Origin of the sequence: Streptomyces sp. NPDC050315, from assembly GCF_040655775.1 — a bacterium.
In the GTDB taxonomy this organism is placed as follows: domain Bacteria; phylum Actinomycetota; class Actinomycetes; order Streptomycetales; family Streptomycetaceae; genus Streptomyces.
On record NZ_JBFAKN010000012.1, the window covers coordinates 60087 to 76018 of the forward strand.

11 protein-coding genes are annotated in these 15932 nt (G+C 71.2%); 5 read left to right on the plus strand and 6 right to left on the minus strand.

Features of this window, described 5'->3' with window-relative positions; genetic code table 11:
- Positions 1-1362 carry a histidinol dehydrogenase gene (hisD, locus tag AB0I82_RS33430; protein WP_363261233.1) on the minus strand — a complete coding sequence of 454 codons (1362 nt, stop codon included), beginning with the start codon at positions 1360-1362 and terminating at the stop codon, positions 1-3.
- A gap of 90 nt (positions 1363-1452) precedes the next feature.
- Positions 1453-2364, minus strand: coding sequence for a LysR family transcriptional regulator (locus AB0I82_RS33435; RefSeq protein WP_363261234.1), 912 nt, complete (start codon positions 2362-2364; stop codon positions 1453-1455).
- A 137-nt stretch (positions 2365-2501) separates the two neighbouring features.
- On the opposite strand from AB0I82_RS33435, the gene AB0I82_RS33440 reads away from it, so the two are divergent.
- From AB0I82_RS33440 to AB0I82_RS33450, 3 genes are read left to right on the plus strand one after another with little or no spacing between them, the layout of a single operon-like run.
- Positions 2502-4856: an FHA domain-containing protein gene (locus AB0I82_RS33440; protein ID WP_363261235.1), complete on the plus strand. Its 2355-nt coding sequence runs from the start codon at positions 2502-2504 to the stop codon at positions 4854-4856.
- Between the two features lie 54 nt (positions 4857-4910).
- Positions 4911-5465, plus strand: coding sequence for a hypothetical protein (locus AB0I82_RS33445; RefSeq protein WP_363261236.1), 555 nt, complete (start codon positions 4911-4913; stop codon positions 5463-5465).
- Positions 5462-6472, plus strand: coding sequence for a serine/threonine-protein kinase (locus AB0I82_RS33450; RefSeq protein WP_363261237.1), 1011 nt, complete (start codon positions 5462-5464; stop codon positions 6470-6472). Before AB0I82_RS33445 ends, AB0I82_RS33450 begins: the two co-directional genes overlap by 4 nt.
- A gap of 2 nt (positions 6473-6474) precedes the next feature.
- On the opposite strand, the gene AB0I82_RS33455 is transcribed toward AB0I82_RS33450, so the two are convergent.
- A complete protein-coding gene (locus tag AB0I82_RS33455) occupies positions 6475-7728 on the minus strand; it encodes a streptophobe family protein (protein ID WP_363261341.1) in 1254 nt (417 codons plus the stop codon).
- Positions 7729-8136: 408 nt separating this feature from the next.
- Between AB0I82_RS33455 and AB0I82_RS33460 the strand changes: the two genes are divergently transcribed.
- Positions 8137-9315: a DUF6777 domain-containing protein gene (locus AB0I82_RS33460; protein ID WP_363261238.1), complete on the plus strand. Its 1179-nt coding sequence runs from the start codon at positions 8137-8139 to the stop codon at positions 9313-9315.
- A gap of 493 nt (positions 9316-9808) precedes the next feature.
- On the plus strand, positions 9809-10591 hold the full coding sequence (locus AB0I82_RS33465; protein ID WP_363261239.1) for a hypothetical protein: 783 nt from the start codon (positions 9809-9811) through the stop codon (positions 10589-10591).
- 102 nt (positions 10592-10693) lie between these two features.
- Here the strand turns inward: AB0I82_RS33465 and AB0I82_RS33470 are convergent, their stop codons facing one another.
- From AB0I82_RS33470 to AB0I82_RS33480, 3 genes are all read right to left on the minus strand, one after another.
- On the minus strand, positions 10694-13039 hold the full coding sequence (locus tag AB0I82_RS33470) for a LuxR C-terminal-related transcriptional regulator (protein WP_363261240.1): 2346 nt from the start codon (positions 13037-13039) through the stop codon (positions 10694-10696).
- A 171-nt stretch (positions 13040-13210) separates the two neighbouring features.
- The gene (locus AB0I82_RS33475) at positions 13211-14239 is read right to left on the minus strand and encodes an AAA family ATPase (protein WP_363261241.1); all 1029 of its coding nucleotides are present in this window, start codon (positions 14237-14239) and stop codon (positions 13211-13213) included.
- 131 nt (positions 14240-14370) lie between these two features.
- A complete protein-coding gene (locus AB0I82_RS33480) occupies positions 14371-15753 on the minus strand; it encodes an MFS transporter (RefSeq protein WP_363261242.1) in 1383 nt (460 codons plus the stop codon).
- Positions 15754-15932: the final 179 nt, after the last annotated feature.

The following is a 15932-nucleotide window of genomic DNA, read 5'->3' on the forward strand; positions in this document are numbered from 1 at the left end:
TCAGAGCTGGTCGCGCAGGGCCGTGGGGACGGAGTCGAAAGCTTCCGAGCGCCGGCCGATTCTGTCAATGCGCAGGGTGGCGGTGGCTCCGTGGGCCGCCAGGCCCTCGAAGGCGGAGATCCGCTCGACGGCGGGGGCCAGGGCGGCCGTGCCCTCCTTGGCGGCCCGCTGGTAGGTCAGCGGCTTGAGGAAGCGGGAGACCGAGAGGCCCGCGTTGTAACGGGAGGTCTTGCCCGTCGGCAGTACGTGGTTGGTGCCCGCGATGCCCTTGTCGGAGTAGGCCACCGTGCTCCAGGGACCGAGGAACAACGAACCGTAGTTGGTCAGATTCCGCAGGTAGAAGTCGTCGTCCTCGGTCTGGATCTCCAGGTGCTCGGGGCCGATGACGTCCGCTACCGCGACGGCCTCGTCGGCGTTGCGTACGACGATGACGGAGCCGTAGTCGCGCCAGGCGGCGCCGGCGATCTCCCGGGTGGTGAGCGTTTCGAGCTGCCGGTCGACCTCGGCGATGACCTTGCGGCCCAGCTCCTCGGAGGTGGTGATCAGCGCGGCCGGGGAGTTGGGTCCGTGCTCGGCCTGGCCGAGCAGGTCCGCGGCGACCCACTCGGCATCGGCGGTGTCATCGGCGATGACGGCCACCTCGGACGGCCCGGCGAGCAGGTCGATGCCGACGCGGCCGAACAGCTGCCGCTTGGCCTCGGTGACGAAGGCGTTGCCGGCGCCGACCAGCATGTCGACGGGGGCCTCGCCGAGCAGCCCGAAGGCCAGGGCGCCCAGGGCCTGTACTCCGCCGACCGCGAAGACCCGGTCGGCCTGCGAGAGGTACGCGCCGTACAGCACGGCCGGGTGGGCGCCGTGCTCACCGGACGGCGGGGTGCACGCCACGACGGTGGGCACACCGGCCGCCTTGGCGACGCCGACGGTCATGAAAGCGCTGGCCAGCAGGGGGAAGCGGCCGGCCGGGAGGTAGGCGCCGACCCGGGTGACCGGTACGTAGCGCTGGCCGCCCTTCACCCCGGGGGCGAGCTCGATCTCGAAGTCGGTGAGGTGCTCGCGCTGGGCGGAGGCGAAGCGGTGCGTCCGCTCGTAGCCCATTTCGAGCGCGGTGCGGACGTCGGGCGGCAGGGCGTCGCCGGACTTCTTGAGCTCCTCGGCGCCGATCTCCAGGTCGCCGGACCAGCCGTCGAGCTCTTCGGCGTACGCGCGGACGGCGTCGAGGCCCTTGCGCTCGATGGTGGACAGCATCTCCGAGACGCGCTCGACGACCTTGGGGTCGCGCTGCGCGGGAGGGCCGTCGACGGCCGGCTTCTTGAGCCACTGGAACGGGGCGAGGGCTTCTGCTTCGTGCTGCGTGATCTGCATGTCAGGGACCGTAGACGCGGCTCAGCCACAGGACTAGGTGAGTGATTCCTGGAGCTCCTACAGGGTTTCCCTATGCATCCCGCTTGCGCCTCAGCCGTGGACTTCGGCGTTCAGCTCACGGATCGTGTCCTCCGCGAGCCGGGCGAGTTCCCGGGTGGCCCGGGAGAGCGGATGCCCCTGGCGCCGGACCAGCGCGATGGTGTCGTACAACGGCTCGGCGAAGGGCGCGGTGTGCAGTCCTGCGGGGAAGCCGGGGCTGTCGATCACCGCGCGGCTGGCGATCGTGTCGCCCACCCCGGCGGCCGCAAGCTTCAGCGCGGCCTCGACCCACTCCAGTTCCATCAGCGGTTCCACCCGCACGCCGGCCAGCTGGGCGCGCTCGGCGATCTGCCGCCGGGTCGGGTCCTGCCAGCCGTAGTGGGCGTCGTACAGCACGAGCGGTGCCGCGGCGAAGGCTTCGATGGTCACGGGGGCTGCGGCGCGTTCCGGGTCCGCGGTGACGTAGAAGACCTCGTCCCGCATGAGCGGCCGCACCACGAGTCCCTCGTCGTCGATCGGCAGTACCACCAGTCCGGCCTCGATCTTCCCGGCGGCGACCGCGTGGGCCGTCTCGGCGGAGTTCTGCCCCACGAGGCGTACGCGCACGGCGGGGTACCGGGCGTGGAAGGTCTGCGCGAGGTTGGCGAGCAGGTAGTAGTCCGCGTTGCGCAACACACCGAGCGTCGCCGTGCCACCGCCCAGCGATCCGAGGGACCGCACCGCCTTTACCCCGCCGTCCGCCGCCCGCAACGTCTCCTGTGCGTACGGCAGCAGTTCCCGCCCGGCCGCGGTGAGGGTGAGCCGGCGGCTGCCGCGGACGAACAGTACGGCGTCCAGTTCCTCTTCGAGGCGCCGTACGAGCTCCGACACGGACGCCTGCGCGATCTCCATGGCGGCGGCCGCGCCGGTGAACGAACCGAGCCGCTCGGCCTCGACAAAAGCCTTCAGCTGATTCAACGTCATGGCGTGACCCGCCCGGTGCCCGGTCGGGCGGCAGCGCGGCAGGGGTGTGTTCTGAGCATGCGCGGCACTATAGGACACCCCTGTGAGTGGCGTTCCTGGACAGGCGGGAGCCCGGTTGCGGTCGTAAAATCCTTGGTATGGCTGAGCGGTCGGATGCTGCTACCGCGCCTGAGCTCGTCGTCGAAGCCGGGGGCGGCAGCCAGGTGCTGAGCCCGTTCCGCACGTACCACGTGGGGCGCGATCCCGCGAGCGAGGTGGTACTGGCGGACGCCCGGGTCTCCTGGCATCACGCGGTGCTGCGGACCACGGACGGCCACTGGGTGGTGGAGGACGAGGAGAGCACCAACGGTACGTACACCGAGGGGCGGCGGGTGCACCAGTGGGACGTGGGTCCCGGCAGTGTGATCAGGTTCGGCAACCCGGCCGATGGCCCCTGTGCGGTGCTCAGCGGTGTACCGCGACCGGAGCGGGCCGCCGAGCGGCCGTCCGCCGTCAACGCCGTCCCGTACCCCGCCGCCACCCGCACCTTCCGGCAGCCGAGCTCCGTACGCCCCTTGCCCTCGGCGCGGACCACCCGCATCGGCCGGGCGCCCGACAACGACCTGGTCGTCGAGGACCTCATCGTCTCGCGTCGGCACGCGGAGTTGCGGGCGGGTCCGGAGGGGTACGAGATCGTCGATCTCGGCAGTAACAACGGTACGTATCTCAACGGCCGGCCGGTGACCCGCGCCCCGGTCGTCCCCGGCGACATCGTCGGCATCGGCCACTCCGCGTTCGTGCTGGTGGGCGAGGAGCTGCAGGAATTCATCGACACCGGTGAGGTGTCGCTGGACGTGCAGGAGCTGGCCGTACGGGTGGACAAGGGGCGGAAGACACTGCTCGGGCGGGTGTCCTTCCCGGTGGGCGAGAAGACACTGCTGGCGGTGGTCGGGCCGAGCGGTGCGGGCAAATCGACGCTGCTCAACGCGCTGACGGGGCTGCGGCCCGCCGACGAGGGCACGGTGCTGTACGACGGCCGCGACCTGTACCGGGACTACGCCGAGCTGCGGCAGCGCATCGGGCTCGTACCGCAGGACGACATCCTGCACTCCCAGCTGACCGTGCGCCGCGCCCTCGGTTACGCCGCGAAACTGCGCTTCCCCGAGGACACCGCGAAGGCCGAGCGACAGGCACGGGTGGATGAAGTCATCCACGAACTGGGGCTGGACCAGCGGAAGAACCAACCGATCCACTCGCTCTCCGGCGGCCAGCGCAAGCGCGTGAGCGTGGCTCTGGAGCTGCTGACGAAGCCGTCGCTGCTCTTCCTCGACGAGCCGACCTCCGGCCTCGACCCGGGCATGGACCGCTCGGTGATGCACATGCTGCGCGGGCTGGCGGACGACGGCCGTACGGTCATCGTCGTCACCCACAGCGTGCTCAGCCTGGACGTCTGCGACCGGCTGCTCGTCCTCGCGCCGGGCGGCACGATCGCGTACTACGGGCCGCCGGCGGACGCCCTCGCCTTCTTCGGTTTCGAGCAGTGGCCGGAGGCGTTCGAGGCATTCGAGAACGACACGGACCGGGACTGGGCGGGGCAGTTCGCCGCCTCACCGGTCCACCGGCGCTATGTGGCGGCGGAATCCCATCAGCCCCGGCGCGCCCCCGAGGCCCCGCGCGGCCCGGTCCCCGCGCCCACCTCGCAGAGCTGGGGCGCGCAGCTGCGTACGCTCGTTCGGCGTTACACGGCGGCGCTGACCGCCGACCGTACGTTCCTGGTCATCATGGTCGCGTTGCCGTTCGTGATGGGAGCGATGGCGCACGCCCTGGCGGGCAGCGCGCTCACCCGGGACTCCGCTCTCAACGCACTGCTGATCCTGTGTGTCGGCGCGGTGCTGACGGGCGCCGCCAACGCCGTACGCGAACTGGTCAAGGAACGCACGATCTACCAACGGGAGAGAGCCGTCGGCCTGTCCAGATCGGCGTATCTGATGTCCAAGGTGCTGGTGCTGGGGACGATCACGGTCGTCCAGGCGGTGGTGCTGACCATGGTGGCGCTGTTCGGCGTCGAACTGAACGCGCCGGACGGAAAAGGGGTGTTGCTGCCACCGCTCATCGAAATCACCCTCGCCGTCGCCCTGTTGGCCTTCACCGCGATGATGCTCGGCCTGTTCGTGTCGGCGCTCGTGCGGAAGGAGGAGGTCACCATGCCGCTGCTGGTACTCCTCGCGATCGTGCAGGTCGTGTTCTGCGGTGCGCTGCTCAAACTGCAGGGTGTCATGGTCCTCGAACAGCTGGCGTGGCTGGTGCCGTCGCGGTGGGCGCTGGGCGCCATGGCGGGCACCATCGATCTGCACCGCATCGTGCCGCAGGGCATCACCGCCGACCCACTCTTCCGGCACCAGGCGGGGATCTGGCTGCTCGACATGGGCATGTTGATCGTGCTCTCGCTGATCCTCGGATTCCTGGTGGCCAAGCTGCTGCGGCGGCGCGAGCCCGAGATCATGCGCAAGTAGCCCTCTGTCGGTATGCGAGCACTCCGTGCCGTACGGAGCGCCGAGGAGCCGCCTGTGACCGTCCCCGACTTCCTCCCCAGCCATGTCGTCCCGCCGGACGGCCTGACGACGTGGTCGACGCCGGATGCCGCGTGGCCGGGTGTGCGGCTCGATCCCCTGCTGCCCGTCCAGGTCGTCGAACGGCGGGGGGACTGGGCGTTGGCGTTGTGTTCCAACGGCTGGTCGGCGTGGGTGGACGGGCGGCTGCTGCTGCCGGTGCCGCACGGCCCGCCGGCCGCCGGGCAGGCCGCCGCCAGGACCGCGGACCCGCGGCCGTTGCTGGGCGCGGTCGAGGAGGAGCTGAGCCGGTACCGACGGCTGATCGGGGAGTTGACCGCGGGGCGGCTGGACGGCGCGTCCTTCGCGGAGCGGACGCGGGGCACGCGGGTGGGGGTGGTCGTGGACGGCGAGGCGGTCTGGGTGTACGACGCGCGGCACGAGCGGTGGTGTTACTGCGACGGGGGGACGCTGGAGACGTACGCGGTGGAGCGGGAGCCTTCGCAGGATCCCGCGGCGGGGTCACCGGGGGCGGGCGCGTCGGCCGTTTCGTACCGGGAGGTTGAGCCGTGAGTGTCTCCGGGGCCGGGACCGGGCTGCGCGGGCACCGTATCGCCGGGTATCTGCTGGAGGACGAGCTCGGCCGCGGCGGCATGGCGGTCGTCTACCGGGCGCAGGACCTGCGGCTGGGCCGTACGGTCGCGGTGAAACTGCTGGCACCCGAACTGGCGCGCAACGACACCTTCCGGCAGCGCTTCGCGCACGAGTCGAGGGTGGCCGCGGCGATCGACCATCCGCACATCGTGCCGGTCTTCGAGGCGGGCGAGACCGACGGGGTGCTGTACATCGCCATGCGGTACGTCGAGGGGCGCGATCTGCGGGCCCTGCTCGACCGCGACGGCCGGCTGCCACTGGAGACCGCCTGCCGCATCGCCCTGCAAGTGGCCTCCGCGCTGGACGCCGCCCATGCGCACGACCTCGTGCACCGGGACGTCAAGCCGGGCAACATCCTGGTGGCCGACGGCACCGACAGCGACCACCCGGAGCATGTGTATCTGACCGACTTCGGGCTGACGAAGAAGTCACTGTCCCTGACGGGTTTCACGCGCGTCGGGCAGTTCGTTGGCACGTTGGACTATGTGGCGCCCGAGCAGATCTCGGGGCGCCCGGTGGACGGCCGCTGCGATGTGTACAGCCTGGCCTGCGTCGTCTTCGAGATGCTGACCGGGGCACCGCCGTTCCGGCGCGATGACGACATGGCGCTGCTCTGGGCGCACCAGTTCGATGCCGCGCCGGCGCTGACGAGCCTGCGGCCCGACCTGCCGCCGGCCGTCGACGCCGTACTGGCCGAGGCCCTGGCCAAGGCGCCCGGTGACCGCTACGACACCTGCCGCGGGTTTGTGACGGCGTTGCGTACGGCCGGGCGGACGGCGTCGCCCGCCGCGGTCCGCCCGGCACAGGGGCACGCCCCGACGCGGGTGGACGCGGGTCCGGAGGCGTACGGCGGGGTGCCGCGCTACACGGCTCCGCCACCGCCACCGGAGTGGGCTGCGCCGGTGTTTCCGGGGCGCGCCGGGTGAATTCACCGGGGCGCGCCCTCGTCCCGCGGCCGCGCGTCCCGTACGTCGCCGGGATGCCGTACGTAACGCGCCAGCAGGCTGCCGAGGAACCCGGCGACCAGGCCCCAGACGGCGCCGGCGGCGACCAGCCGGAGGAGTTCCGGCCGCAGGAGGACCTCACCGCCCAGTCCGCCGCCGAGGTCCCCGATGCCGATCACGGAGATCCCGTAATGCGCGGAGATGCGGGTGAGCAGTCCGACGACGAGCAGGGTGAGCGCCAGGGCCGCGGCCATCTCCAGCGCATGCCGCCAGGCCGGCAGCCTGGCCGGGGACCGTACCGCCGCGGTGAAGGCGGCGGCGAGCAGCACCACGACCGCCACCGCCACGAGCAGCCAGGCGCGCCCGTCGTGCTCCGCGACCGCGCCGAGGTCCAGCGTCCGTTGCCCACTGCGAGTACGCAGCACCTGGTCGAGGACGCCCGGCATGGGCAGTCCGATCGCCTTGTCGACATGCCCCACCCAGGCACCGCCGATGCCGATCCCCAACGCCATCCAGACCAGGTTCGGCAGCCCGAGGAGCAGGACGGCGAGGGTCTCGGCGGGGTGCCCGCGGGTGAAGAGCAGGACCACACCGATGACCAGCCCGATCGCCGTGTAGGCGAGCAATACCACGAGCATGGCGAAGGCGGGTGGCCGTACGGACTGCTGGAAGTGGAGCAGCCGGGAGGAGAGCGGCGCCTTGCGCGACACGATGAACGTGAGCGCGAGAACGGCCAGCACCCACAACAACCCGAAGCCGAGTGTCGCGGGGACATCGGCCCGGAACTGGACGGTGGGGAGCGCGCCGAGCTCCGCTCCGATCTCCTCGGCGAGGTCGTTGCCGGTGGAGATCCGGAAGCGGTGGCGCGCGAGCAGGGCGAGGATCAGGAGGAACAGCAGCCAGCATGCGGCCGTACGGGCGATGCGGTCGAGCAGTTCGCCGGTGGTGGCCACCGCCCGGTGGCGCAGCGGTCGCAGGAAGACGACACCCGTGACCAGCGCGCCGGCCAGCGTCACCGACAGTGGTACGGCATCGATGGCGGCGTCCGCCTGGGCGAGGACGCCCGTGTCACCGGAGAGCGCGACCGAGCCGCCGGCCGCGATGACGACAACGGCCGCGACCACTCGGGGGAACGCCCCGCCGGGCAGGTCCGCCGCGCCCGCCGCCCACAGTCCGAGCGCGGCGACCACGATCATGGCCACGATGCCCGCGCCCGCCGCGGCGAGCGCTTCTCGCATCCGGCTCACGCTGTCTCCTCACTGCTCGCCCCGCACTCCTCGTTGTGAGGAACGCGCTCACCCTCGGCTACCGCGTTCACCACGGTAAGTACGAGCGCGCCGCCCCGCTTGCGGACGGCGCCGGGCGCGAGCACACAATGGCGTAATGAGGGAATAAACGGGTGAATTCGGCTCGCCGGATGGTCCACGCGGTCGACGCCCGACATGCAGGGGAAGAAGGACCGTCCCGTGACATCGCAACCACCGCCCGACAGCCACCCCACTGGCCCACCGTCGGGTCCGCCATCCGGTCCGCCGTCGGGTCCGCTCTCCGGGCCGTCGTCGGGGCAGCCGTCGGGCCCCTCCCCGGGCCCGGCATCAGGGCCGTCCGCGGGGACGCCTTCCGAGCCGGACCATGAGCCGACACAGGTGGGCTCCGGCGCCGGCTCCGGTTCCGGGCAGTGGCCGGGCGGGACCGGTGGGTCGGGCGGATCCGGTGGATCGGGCGGTCCTGGTCCCGGTGGGGGTGGCCCCGGCGGCGGTGGCACCGGCAGTGGCTCCGGCGGTGCGGCCGGTGGGGCCGCCGGCGCGCGCCCCGGCGGTGGCAAGCCCTGGTGGCGCTCCTCGTCCCGCGTCGCGCTCATCACCGCCGTCATCGTCGCGGCCGTGGCCCTGACCGTTTTTCTCACACGCCCGGACGGCGGTACCGGCTCGGGCGAGGTCTTCCTCCAGCCGGCCGCGGCCGAGGGCAAGGACCCCTTCACCAAGTCGACGGCCAAGGACTCCAGCGCGCCCGCGTCGCCGACCGCGACGCCGACCGCACCGTCCGGTGACACCGGCGGCACGACCAGCATCGAGGGCTCGGCGCCGGGCCTGTACGGCGGCAGTCGTGCCACGCCGAGCTGTGATGTCGAGAAGCAGATCGACTTCCTGCAGGGCGAGCCGGCCAAGGCCAAGGCGTTCGCCGACACCGAGGGCATCGCCCAGCGTGACGTACCGTCCTATCTGCGGTCGTTGACCCCCGTACAGCTGCGCCAGGACACCCGGGTCACCAACCACGGCTTCAAGGACGGCAAGGCCACCGCCTACCAGTCGGTCCTGCAGGCCGGCACGGCCGTACTGATCGACTCGCGCGGAGTGCCACGCGTGCGCTGCGCCTGCGGCAACCCACTACTGCCGCCGGTGGCCGTCAAGGAAACACCGAAGCCGGTCGGCAAGCCCTGGCCGACGTACCGGCAGTCGGACGTGGTGGCCGTGCAGCAATCCACCACCGAGGTCGACAGCTTCACCCTCGTCGACATGGACACAGGCGCCTGGTTCAAGCGCACCGCAGGCGATGAAACGGGCGCGAAGGACACCCCGGTCACCCCGCCGCCCGCCAAAACTCCCTCCGACTCCCCCTCCTCGACCTGCCCGCCCACCGAGTCCCCGTCCTCGCCGTGCCCGTCCACGGAAACGACACCCCCCTCCCCAACAACCCCAACGCCCTCCCCCTCCACAGAGCCGCCGACGACTTCCGTCCCCCCGGACACACCGGCGCCCGACTCCCCCGCCCCACCCGAGGAAGAGCCCGGCACCACTCCGGAACTCCCGGCGCCCGCCACGTAAAACGGGATGGGTGAAACCCACTGCGGACCCACTCGGACGTACATTCTCCGGCCATAATTCGTCCGCTGAAAGGCCATCCAGGTCTTGCGGGATTACTCCGTACGAGTGTGTTCGGAAGCCGGTCGGGAGTGTGCCTGCGGGATGTTCGGTAACCCGGTGCTGAGGGCGGCGAGGGCTTCGTTCGATACGGATGGCATCATGACCGCAGGCCGTTTGCGGTCAGGGCGTGGTGGGCTGTCATCAACTCGATCGCGGTGTCGCCACAATTCCAGAGCGTGGGTACGTGGTTGGTAACGGTCTTGCTCAAGCCAAGTGGGACCTTATACTCAACGACTTCGGCATCATGGTGAAACGCCGTCGCCGCAGAACTGCTTCCGGCGAAGCTCCTGACCGGCATTGCCGTGGCGGGCCAGTGAGCCCAGACCCACACAAGTACATCCAGCGTCCGGCAGCACAAACAGATACCTGGCCGGCCGAAGCAGAAAGGCACCACATGACCACTACCGTCAGCACACCTGGCAGCATCGCCGCCACAACGGACCTGCTGCAGGCCGAACTTCCCCGACTGGAGGCGCAGCAGCAGACGCTGGAAAAGGAACTGGCCGCCGTCACCACGCGACTGGATTCCGTACGCACCGCCCTCAACGCACTGCAGGCGCTGTCCACTGCCGAATCCGCGCCGCAGCCCGCTGAGCAGGCCCCCGAGCCGGTCGCCGGCACCACCACCGAAGCCGAGCCCGCTCCCGCGGCCGTCGAGCCGGCGAGCGAAACCACTGCCGAGACGGTCCAGGCGCCCGAGGCGGACGTCGCCCCGGCTCCCGTTGTGCCCAAGCCCCGCAAGGCACCCGCCACTGCCGCCCGTAAGAGCCCGGCGAAGTCGGCTGCCGCTTCGGAGCGGAAGAGCCGCACCGCCGGAAAGTCCACCGCCTCGGCCAAGAACGGCAAGGCCAAGACGGAGAAGGCGGAGAAGGCCGAGAAGGGCACCGCGGCGAAGAGCACGGCGGCCAAGGGCAAGGCGGCGAAGGAGAGCACCTCTGCCGCAACGGCCAAGGATGCCAAGGACGCCAAGGACAGCAGCGGGCTCACCGACCAGGTCCTGGCGGCACTGAAGGAGATCGGCAGCAGCCCGGTCCGGGCGCGGGATGTCGCCGAGGCCGTGGGGCGTGCTCAGACCACGGCCGCCATCAACACCGTGCGCAGCACCCTGGACCGCCTGGTCGCCTCCTCCCGGGCCCAGCGGGCCGGCCGCGGCCTCTACCAGGCCGTCACCGCCTGATCGACCGTAACGGGCCGATGAGCAACGCATGGAGCGGGGCGGCGCCCCAGGTGCCGACCCGCTCCGGCGCTGCCGGCCTCCCGCATCGCGACGGCCTCGTTCTCACTCCAACCCCGTGATCTGCGTGCGCGACGTGAGGCCGAGTTTGTTCAGGATGTGTTCCACGTGGGCATCGGCCGTGCGTTTGGAGATGACCAGGCGTTCCGCGATCTGTCGGTTGGTCAGGCCCTCGGCGACCAGAGCGGCCACCTGACGTTCGCGGTGGGTGAGGCCCGGCGGGCGGGCGGTGGTGCGGTCCGCGGCAGGTAGCGCCGCAGTGCCGGGCGCGGGGTGCGACGTGGACGGGGCCGAGAGCGTGCCGGGGAGGGCATCGGTATCCCGCACCGCGTACGCCACGGATTCCGCGAGGTCGAGCGCCGCGCCCCGGGCGTGCAGCTCTCCGTATACGGATTCGCCCAGTGCGGTGCGCGCCGCGCTGACGGCCGTGTCGCGTTCCGCGTTGAGGATCGGCACGTTGAACAGTCGCACGCCGCCGATCCTGGTCCAGAACGCCTCTGCGGAGCCCAGCAGCCAGGCCGCGCGCTCGAAGCGCTGCGACCGGGCGGCGGACCAGGCCAGCAGTTCCATGGTGATCGCCGCACCGAGGCGGTCGTTCACGGCCAGCTTCAGGGCCAGTGCCTCGCGACCGAGCCGGTCGCGTTCCCCGGCCCGGGAGTCCGCGCGCGCCATCCACAACGCCAGCTGCCGGTACAGCAGACAGTAACTGCGCGTCCAGCACTCGCCGGGCGCCGACTCCAACGCCCGCAGGCCCTCCCCGGACACCTCCCACGCGCGCTCGACGTCGCCGACCAGCGCCGCGCCGAAGGTCTGGATGAAGCAGGTGATGGCCAGCCCGTCGTGGTCGCGCAGCGCGCGGAAGGCGCGGCGGGCCTCGTCGAGGTGGCTGTGCGCCTCCGCCAACTGTTCGCGGAACAGCGCCAGACAGCCGCGGAACTCGGTCGCGTACGCAACACCTCGGCGGTCGCCCGTCCGTTCGGCCATGGCCAGTGCTTCCAGGACGTACGGCTCGGACGCGTCGCACTGTCCCAGGACCATCAGGATCCAGGCGAGGCGGTGCAGTGCCTCGACGCGCTCGGGGCAGTCCTGCTGCACGTTGGCCAGGCCGCGCTCGAGCCAGCGGGCGCCCTCCTGCATCCGGCCCGTCATGATCCAGTGTGTCCACAGCCGGGTTGCCAGGTCCAGGCCGCGCAACGCCAGTTCGGGGTCGTCGGTGGCGGTGCCGTACTCCATGGCGATACGGAAGTTCTGCAGCCAGCGCGCGAGGGCCCGCAGGTGCTCCGCTTGCCGGTCACTGTGGAAGGGCCGGTCGGCGCGCCCGGCGAACGCCGCGAAGTAATCGAAGTGCGCCCGGCGGTACGCCTCCTCCTCGCCGCTCTGCGTCAGCCGCTCGGCACCGTACTCGCGCAGCGTGTCCAGCAGCCGGTAGCGCGTCTGCTCCGCTTCGATGCGCAGTACCACCGACTTGTCGACCAGCCCGATGAGCTGCTCCAGTACGTCCTCGGCGGGCAGCTCACCGCCACCGCACACGGCCTCGGCGGCTTCGGCGTCGAATTCCCCGGCGAAGACCGACAGCCGCCGCCACAGCAGCTGCTCCCGCGGGGTGCACAGGTCGTGGCTCCAGTCGATGGCGTCCTGCAGGGTCCGGTGCCGGGGCACGGCACCGCGGCGGCCGCCGGTCAGCGCCTGGAACCGGTGTTCCAGCCGGGCGGCCAGATCGCTGAGCGAGAGCACTCGCAGCCGCACCACGGCCAGCTCGATCGCCAGCGGCATCCCGTCCAGCCGGCGGCAGACTGCGGTGACGTCCTTGCGGTTGGCCTCGGTGACGGCGAAGCCCGGTACGACGGCGGCGGCCCGCTCGGCGAACAGCTGCACGGCCTCGCGGTCGGTGGGCAGCGGTGTGATCGGATAGACGAACTCGCCCGGGACGTCCAGGGGTTGACGACTGGTGGCCAGCACCGTGACGCCGGGCGCCGTCCGCAGCATCAGTTCGGCGAGCATCGCACAGGCGTCCAGCAGGTGCTCGCAGGTGTCCAGGACGAGCAGCAGCCGCTTGTGGGCGAGGTAGGAGACGAGCAGGCCCACCGGGTCACGGTCGCCCTGCTCGGACAGGCCGAGCGCCGCCGCCACGGTGTGCGGCAGCAGTACCGGGTCGTGCAGGGAGGACAGTTCGACGAAGCAGGCGCGGTCGGGGAAGGACGGCAGCGCGGTACGGGCGGTCCGCAGCGCGAGTCTCGTCTTGCCGACTCCGCCGGGGCCGATGAGCGACACCAGCCGGGCCTTGTCGAACAGCGCACCGATTTCTCGTAGTTCCTGATCCCGCCCGACGAAACCCGTGACTTCCAGGGGCAGTCCGCCGGCCTGCTGATCCCTGACATATCCCAAGGCCATGTCGTGCTCGCCCCTCTGCCTGCCGTGCGCCCGAGTGGGAGCTCCTAGGCTACGCGCGGCGGAACGGCCTTCGACGCGGTTCCGCACAGTCTCCCCGGAGCCGTCCCGGACCCACTAGCCTTACGTAGCCTTACGCCTTTACGTCGGTCCGGTCGCGATTGGCGAATCCGGTCACGATTCGCGAAGCAGCCAGGTCAGGCAGCGCTGCAGAAACTCTCTTTCCTCGCCGAGCTGGTCCAGCCACTGCCGGCCGTGCGCGCGAGTGGACCACGGCATTCTGTACGTGGTGCCGCCCGGCTCCTGGGGCAGGATCAGCGACCGTCTGTCCAGGCCGGCGAACGCCGCCACCAATGCCTCCGAAGGCAGCCGCTCGTCGACGCACACCTCCAGCGCGTCTCTGATTCCGAAGGGGCCGGGAAAGACGGTGCAGCGCGCCCAGAGCAACTGCTCTTCCCGCGTGCACAACTGATGTGTACTCAGCAGGGACTCGCGGAGGGTGCGGTGCCGCGCGGGCAGGCCGGGGACGGTGAGGTCCAGGAGGGTGTCCGCCCGGGAGACCAGGGTGAGGACCTCGTTGGGCGAGTGGTGGGCGAGCTGTCCCGCCGCGATGTGGACGGCGAGCGGGAGACCGTCCAGGAACGTGCAGATGTGTTCGACCGTCTTGGGGGCCGGTACGTCGTCGAGGCCCCACTGCTGGCCGGTTGCCTCGAACAGGTGGGCGGCTTCGTCCAGCGGCAGCGGGCGCAGCCGATAGTGGCCGGGGGTGTTCATGGGGGTGCGGCTGGTGGCCAGTACGTGCAAGCCGGTGCACATGCCCACCAGTTCGGTGAGTATCGCGGCGCAGGCCTCGGGCGCGTACTCGCAGGTGTCCACCACCAGCAGCGCCGGGGCCCCGCCGAGCGCTGCGGCCAGCGCCTCGGCGGTGCCCCGGCTGGGCAGGTCGTCCCTGCCCAGGGCGCGGGCCAGCCGCTGCGGCAGCAGTTCGGGACCGTCCAGCCGTACCAGATCCACCCTCCCCACGGCCGCCCACTGACCGGGCGCCATGCGGTGCACCAGCTCCGCGACGAGCGCGGTCTTGCCCACTCCCCCGGGCCCGCTCACCGTGACCAGCCGCTCGGCCCGCAACACCTCCGCCACTTCCGACAACGCCCGGTCCCGGCCGACCAGACCGGCCGGCCCGCGGCCCCTGTCCCCCTGCATCGAACTGCCTCCAGCCGTGCGCGTATCACGCTCGCAGGTCGCACGTCCGATCAGCGAGCGCGACCAATGTGCAGCAAGAGGCCGGGAGCAGTCATCGGTCACCGGCCGATATCGGTATACCGCAGTACACCTCAGTACACGGGGCTGCTAGGTGTACGCCCACGTGCCGGTGCCGCGAGCAGCAGTGCGGCAGCAGCGCCCACCCCGATCAGTGCGTAAAGAAAAGCACTACGGAAGCCATCGGCTCCACCGCCCCTACTACCGACCGAGACCCCCACCAACACGGCAAGCCCGAGGGAGCCGCCCAGTTGGTCGACGGAGCGCTGGATGCCTGCCGCGGTGCCGGCGTCGGCCTCGGTGACGTCATGGAGTGCGGCGTTCTGCAGGGCGAGCAGCCCCACACCCATGCCGACGGCGACGCCCACCATGCCGGGCAGTACATCGATGGCGTACGCGCCCCGGTCGGGGAGGCGGGCCAGCCAGGCGAGGCCCGCCGCCGTGGATGCCAGGCCCACCAACGCCGTGCGCGTCACGCCGAGCGCGCCGATCAGCCGGGACACCAGGGAGATGGCCAGGAACAGTGCCGCGCAGAAGGGGAGGAAGGCCAGGCCCGCCTGCAACGGGCCGAGTCCGATCACGTCCTGCATGTACAGCGTGAGCAGGAAGAACGCCGTGGAGAGTGCCGCGCTCAACAGTACGGTCGCGGCGTTGGCAACGGCTCGCGTGCGGTGGGTGAAGAAGGAGAGCGGTACGAGCGGGTGTTGCGTGCGTGCTTCGACGGCGACGAAGGCGGTCAGGAGCAGTACGCCTGCCACGATTGCCAACGGTGCCGATTCCAGCGCTCCGTACACCAGGCTGAGCGGGCCCGCCGTCAGCAGCGCGGCGCCCGGCAGGTCGAGGCGTCCGGTGCGGGGACGTGGTCCGTCGGCCGGTACCAGCTTCGGTGTGATCAGCAGTACCGCGGCCGTGAGCGGCACATTGACGGCGAAGATCCAGCGCCAGTGCAGCAGTTCGGTGAGTACTCCGGACAGCAGCCCGCCGACGACGAGGCCGCCCGCCGAGATCGCGCCCCAGACGCCGAGCGCCTTGGCCCGCTCGGCGGGTTCGGGGAAGAGCAGGGCGATGAGTGACATCGCGGCGGGCGAGGCGAGTGCCTCGCCGGCGCCCTGGGCGAAGCGGGCGCCGATCAGCGTGGGAAGGCCGGGGGCCAGTCCCGCGGCGAGCGAGGCGAGCGCGAACAGGCCGGCGCCGAGCAGGAACATCCGGCGCCTGCCGAGCAGATCGGTGACCCGGCCGCCGAGCAGCAGCAGACCGCCGCCGACCAGGGTGTAGCCGGTGACGACCCACGAGAGGGACGCGGTCGGGGCGTGGAACTGCGCACCGATGGACGGCAGCGCCACGTTGACGACGGTGACGTCGATGGCGATGAGGAACTGCAGGAGAGAAAGCAGTGCGAGGGCCGGCATCCGGCGGCCGGCGGGCGGGCATGGGCGCGCCTCGGGAAAAGCGTTCATGAAGTGGGTACTCCAGGCAGCGGGACGTTACGGCAGCTGGGCCGTAAGGACGCTTCCGTGCCGCCGGTACGGCAAGCAGGCCCCACCGGTCGGCACCGGTGCGGCTGCGGCCGTGGGACGGCACACCTGGAGTTACTTCGTGACGGCGATACCCATGGGGGAATCGTAACGACAACGAC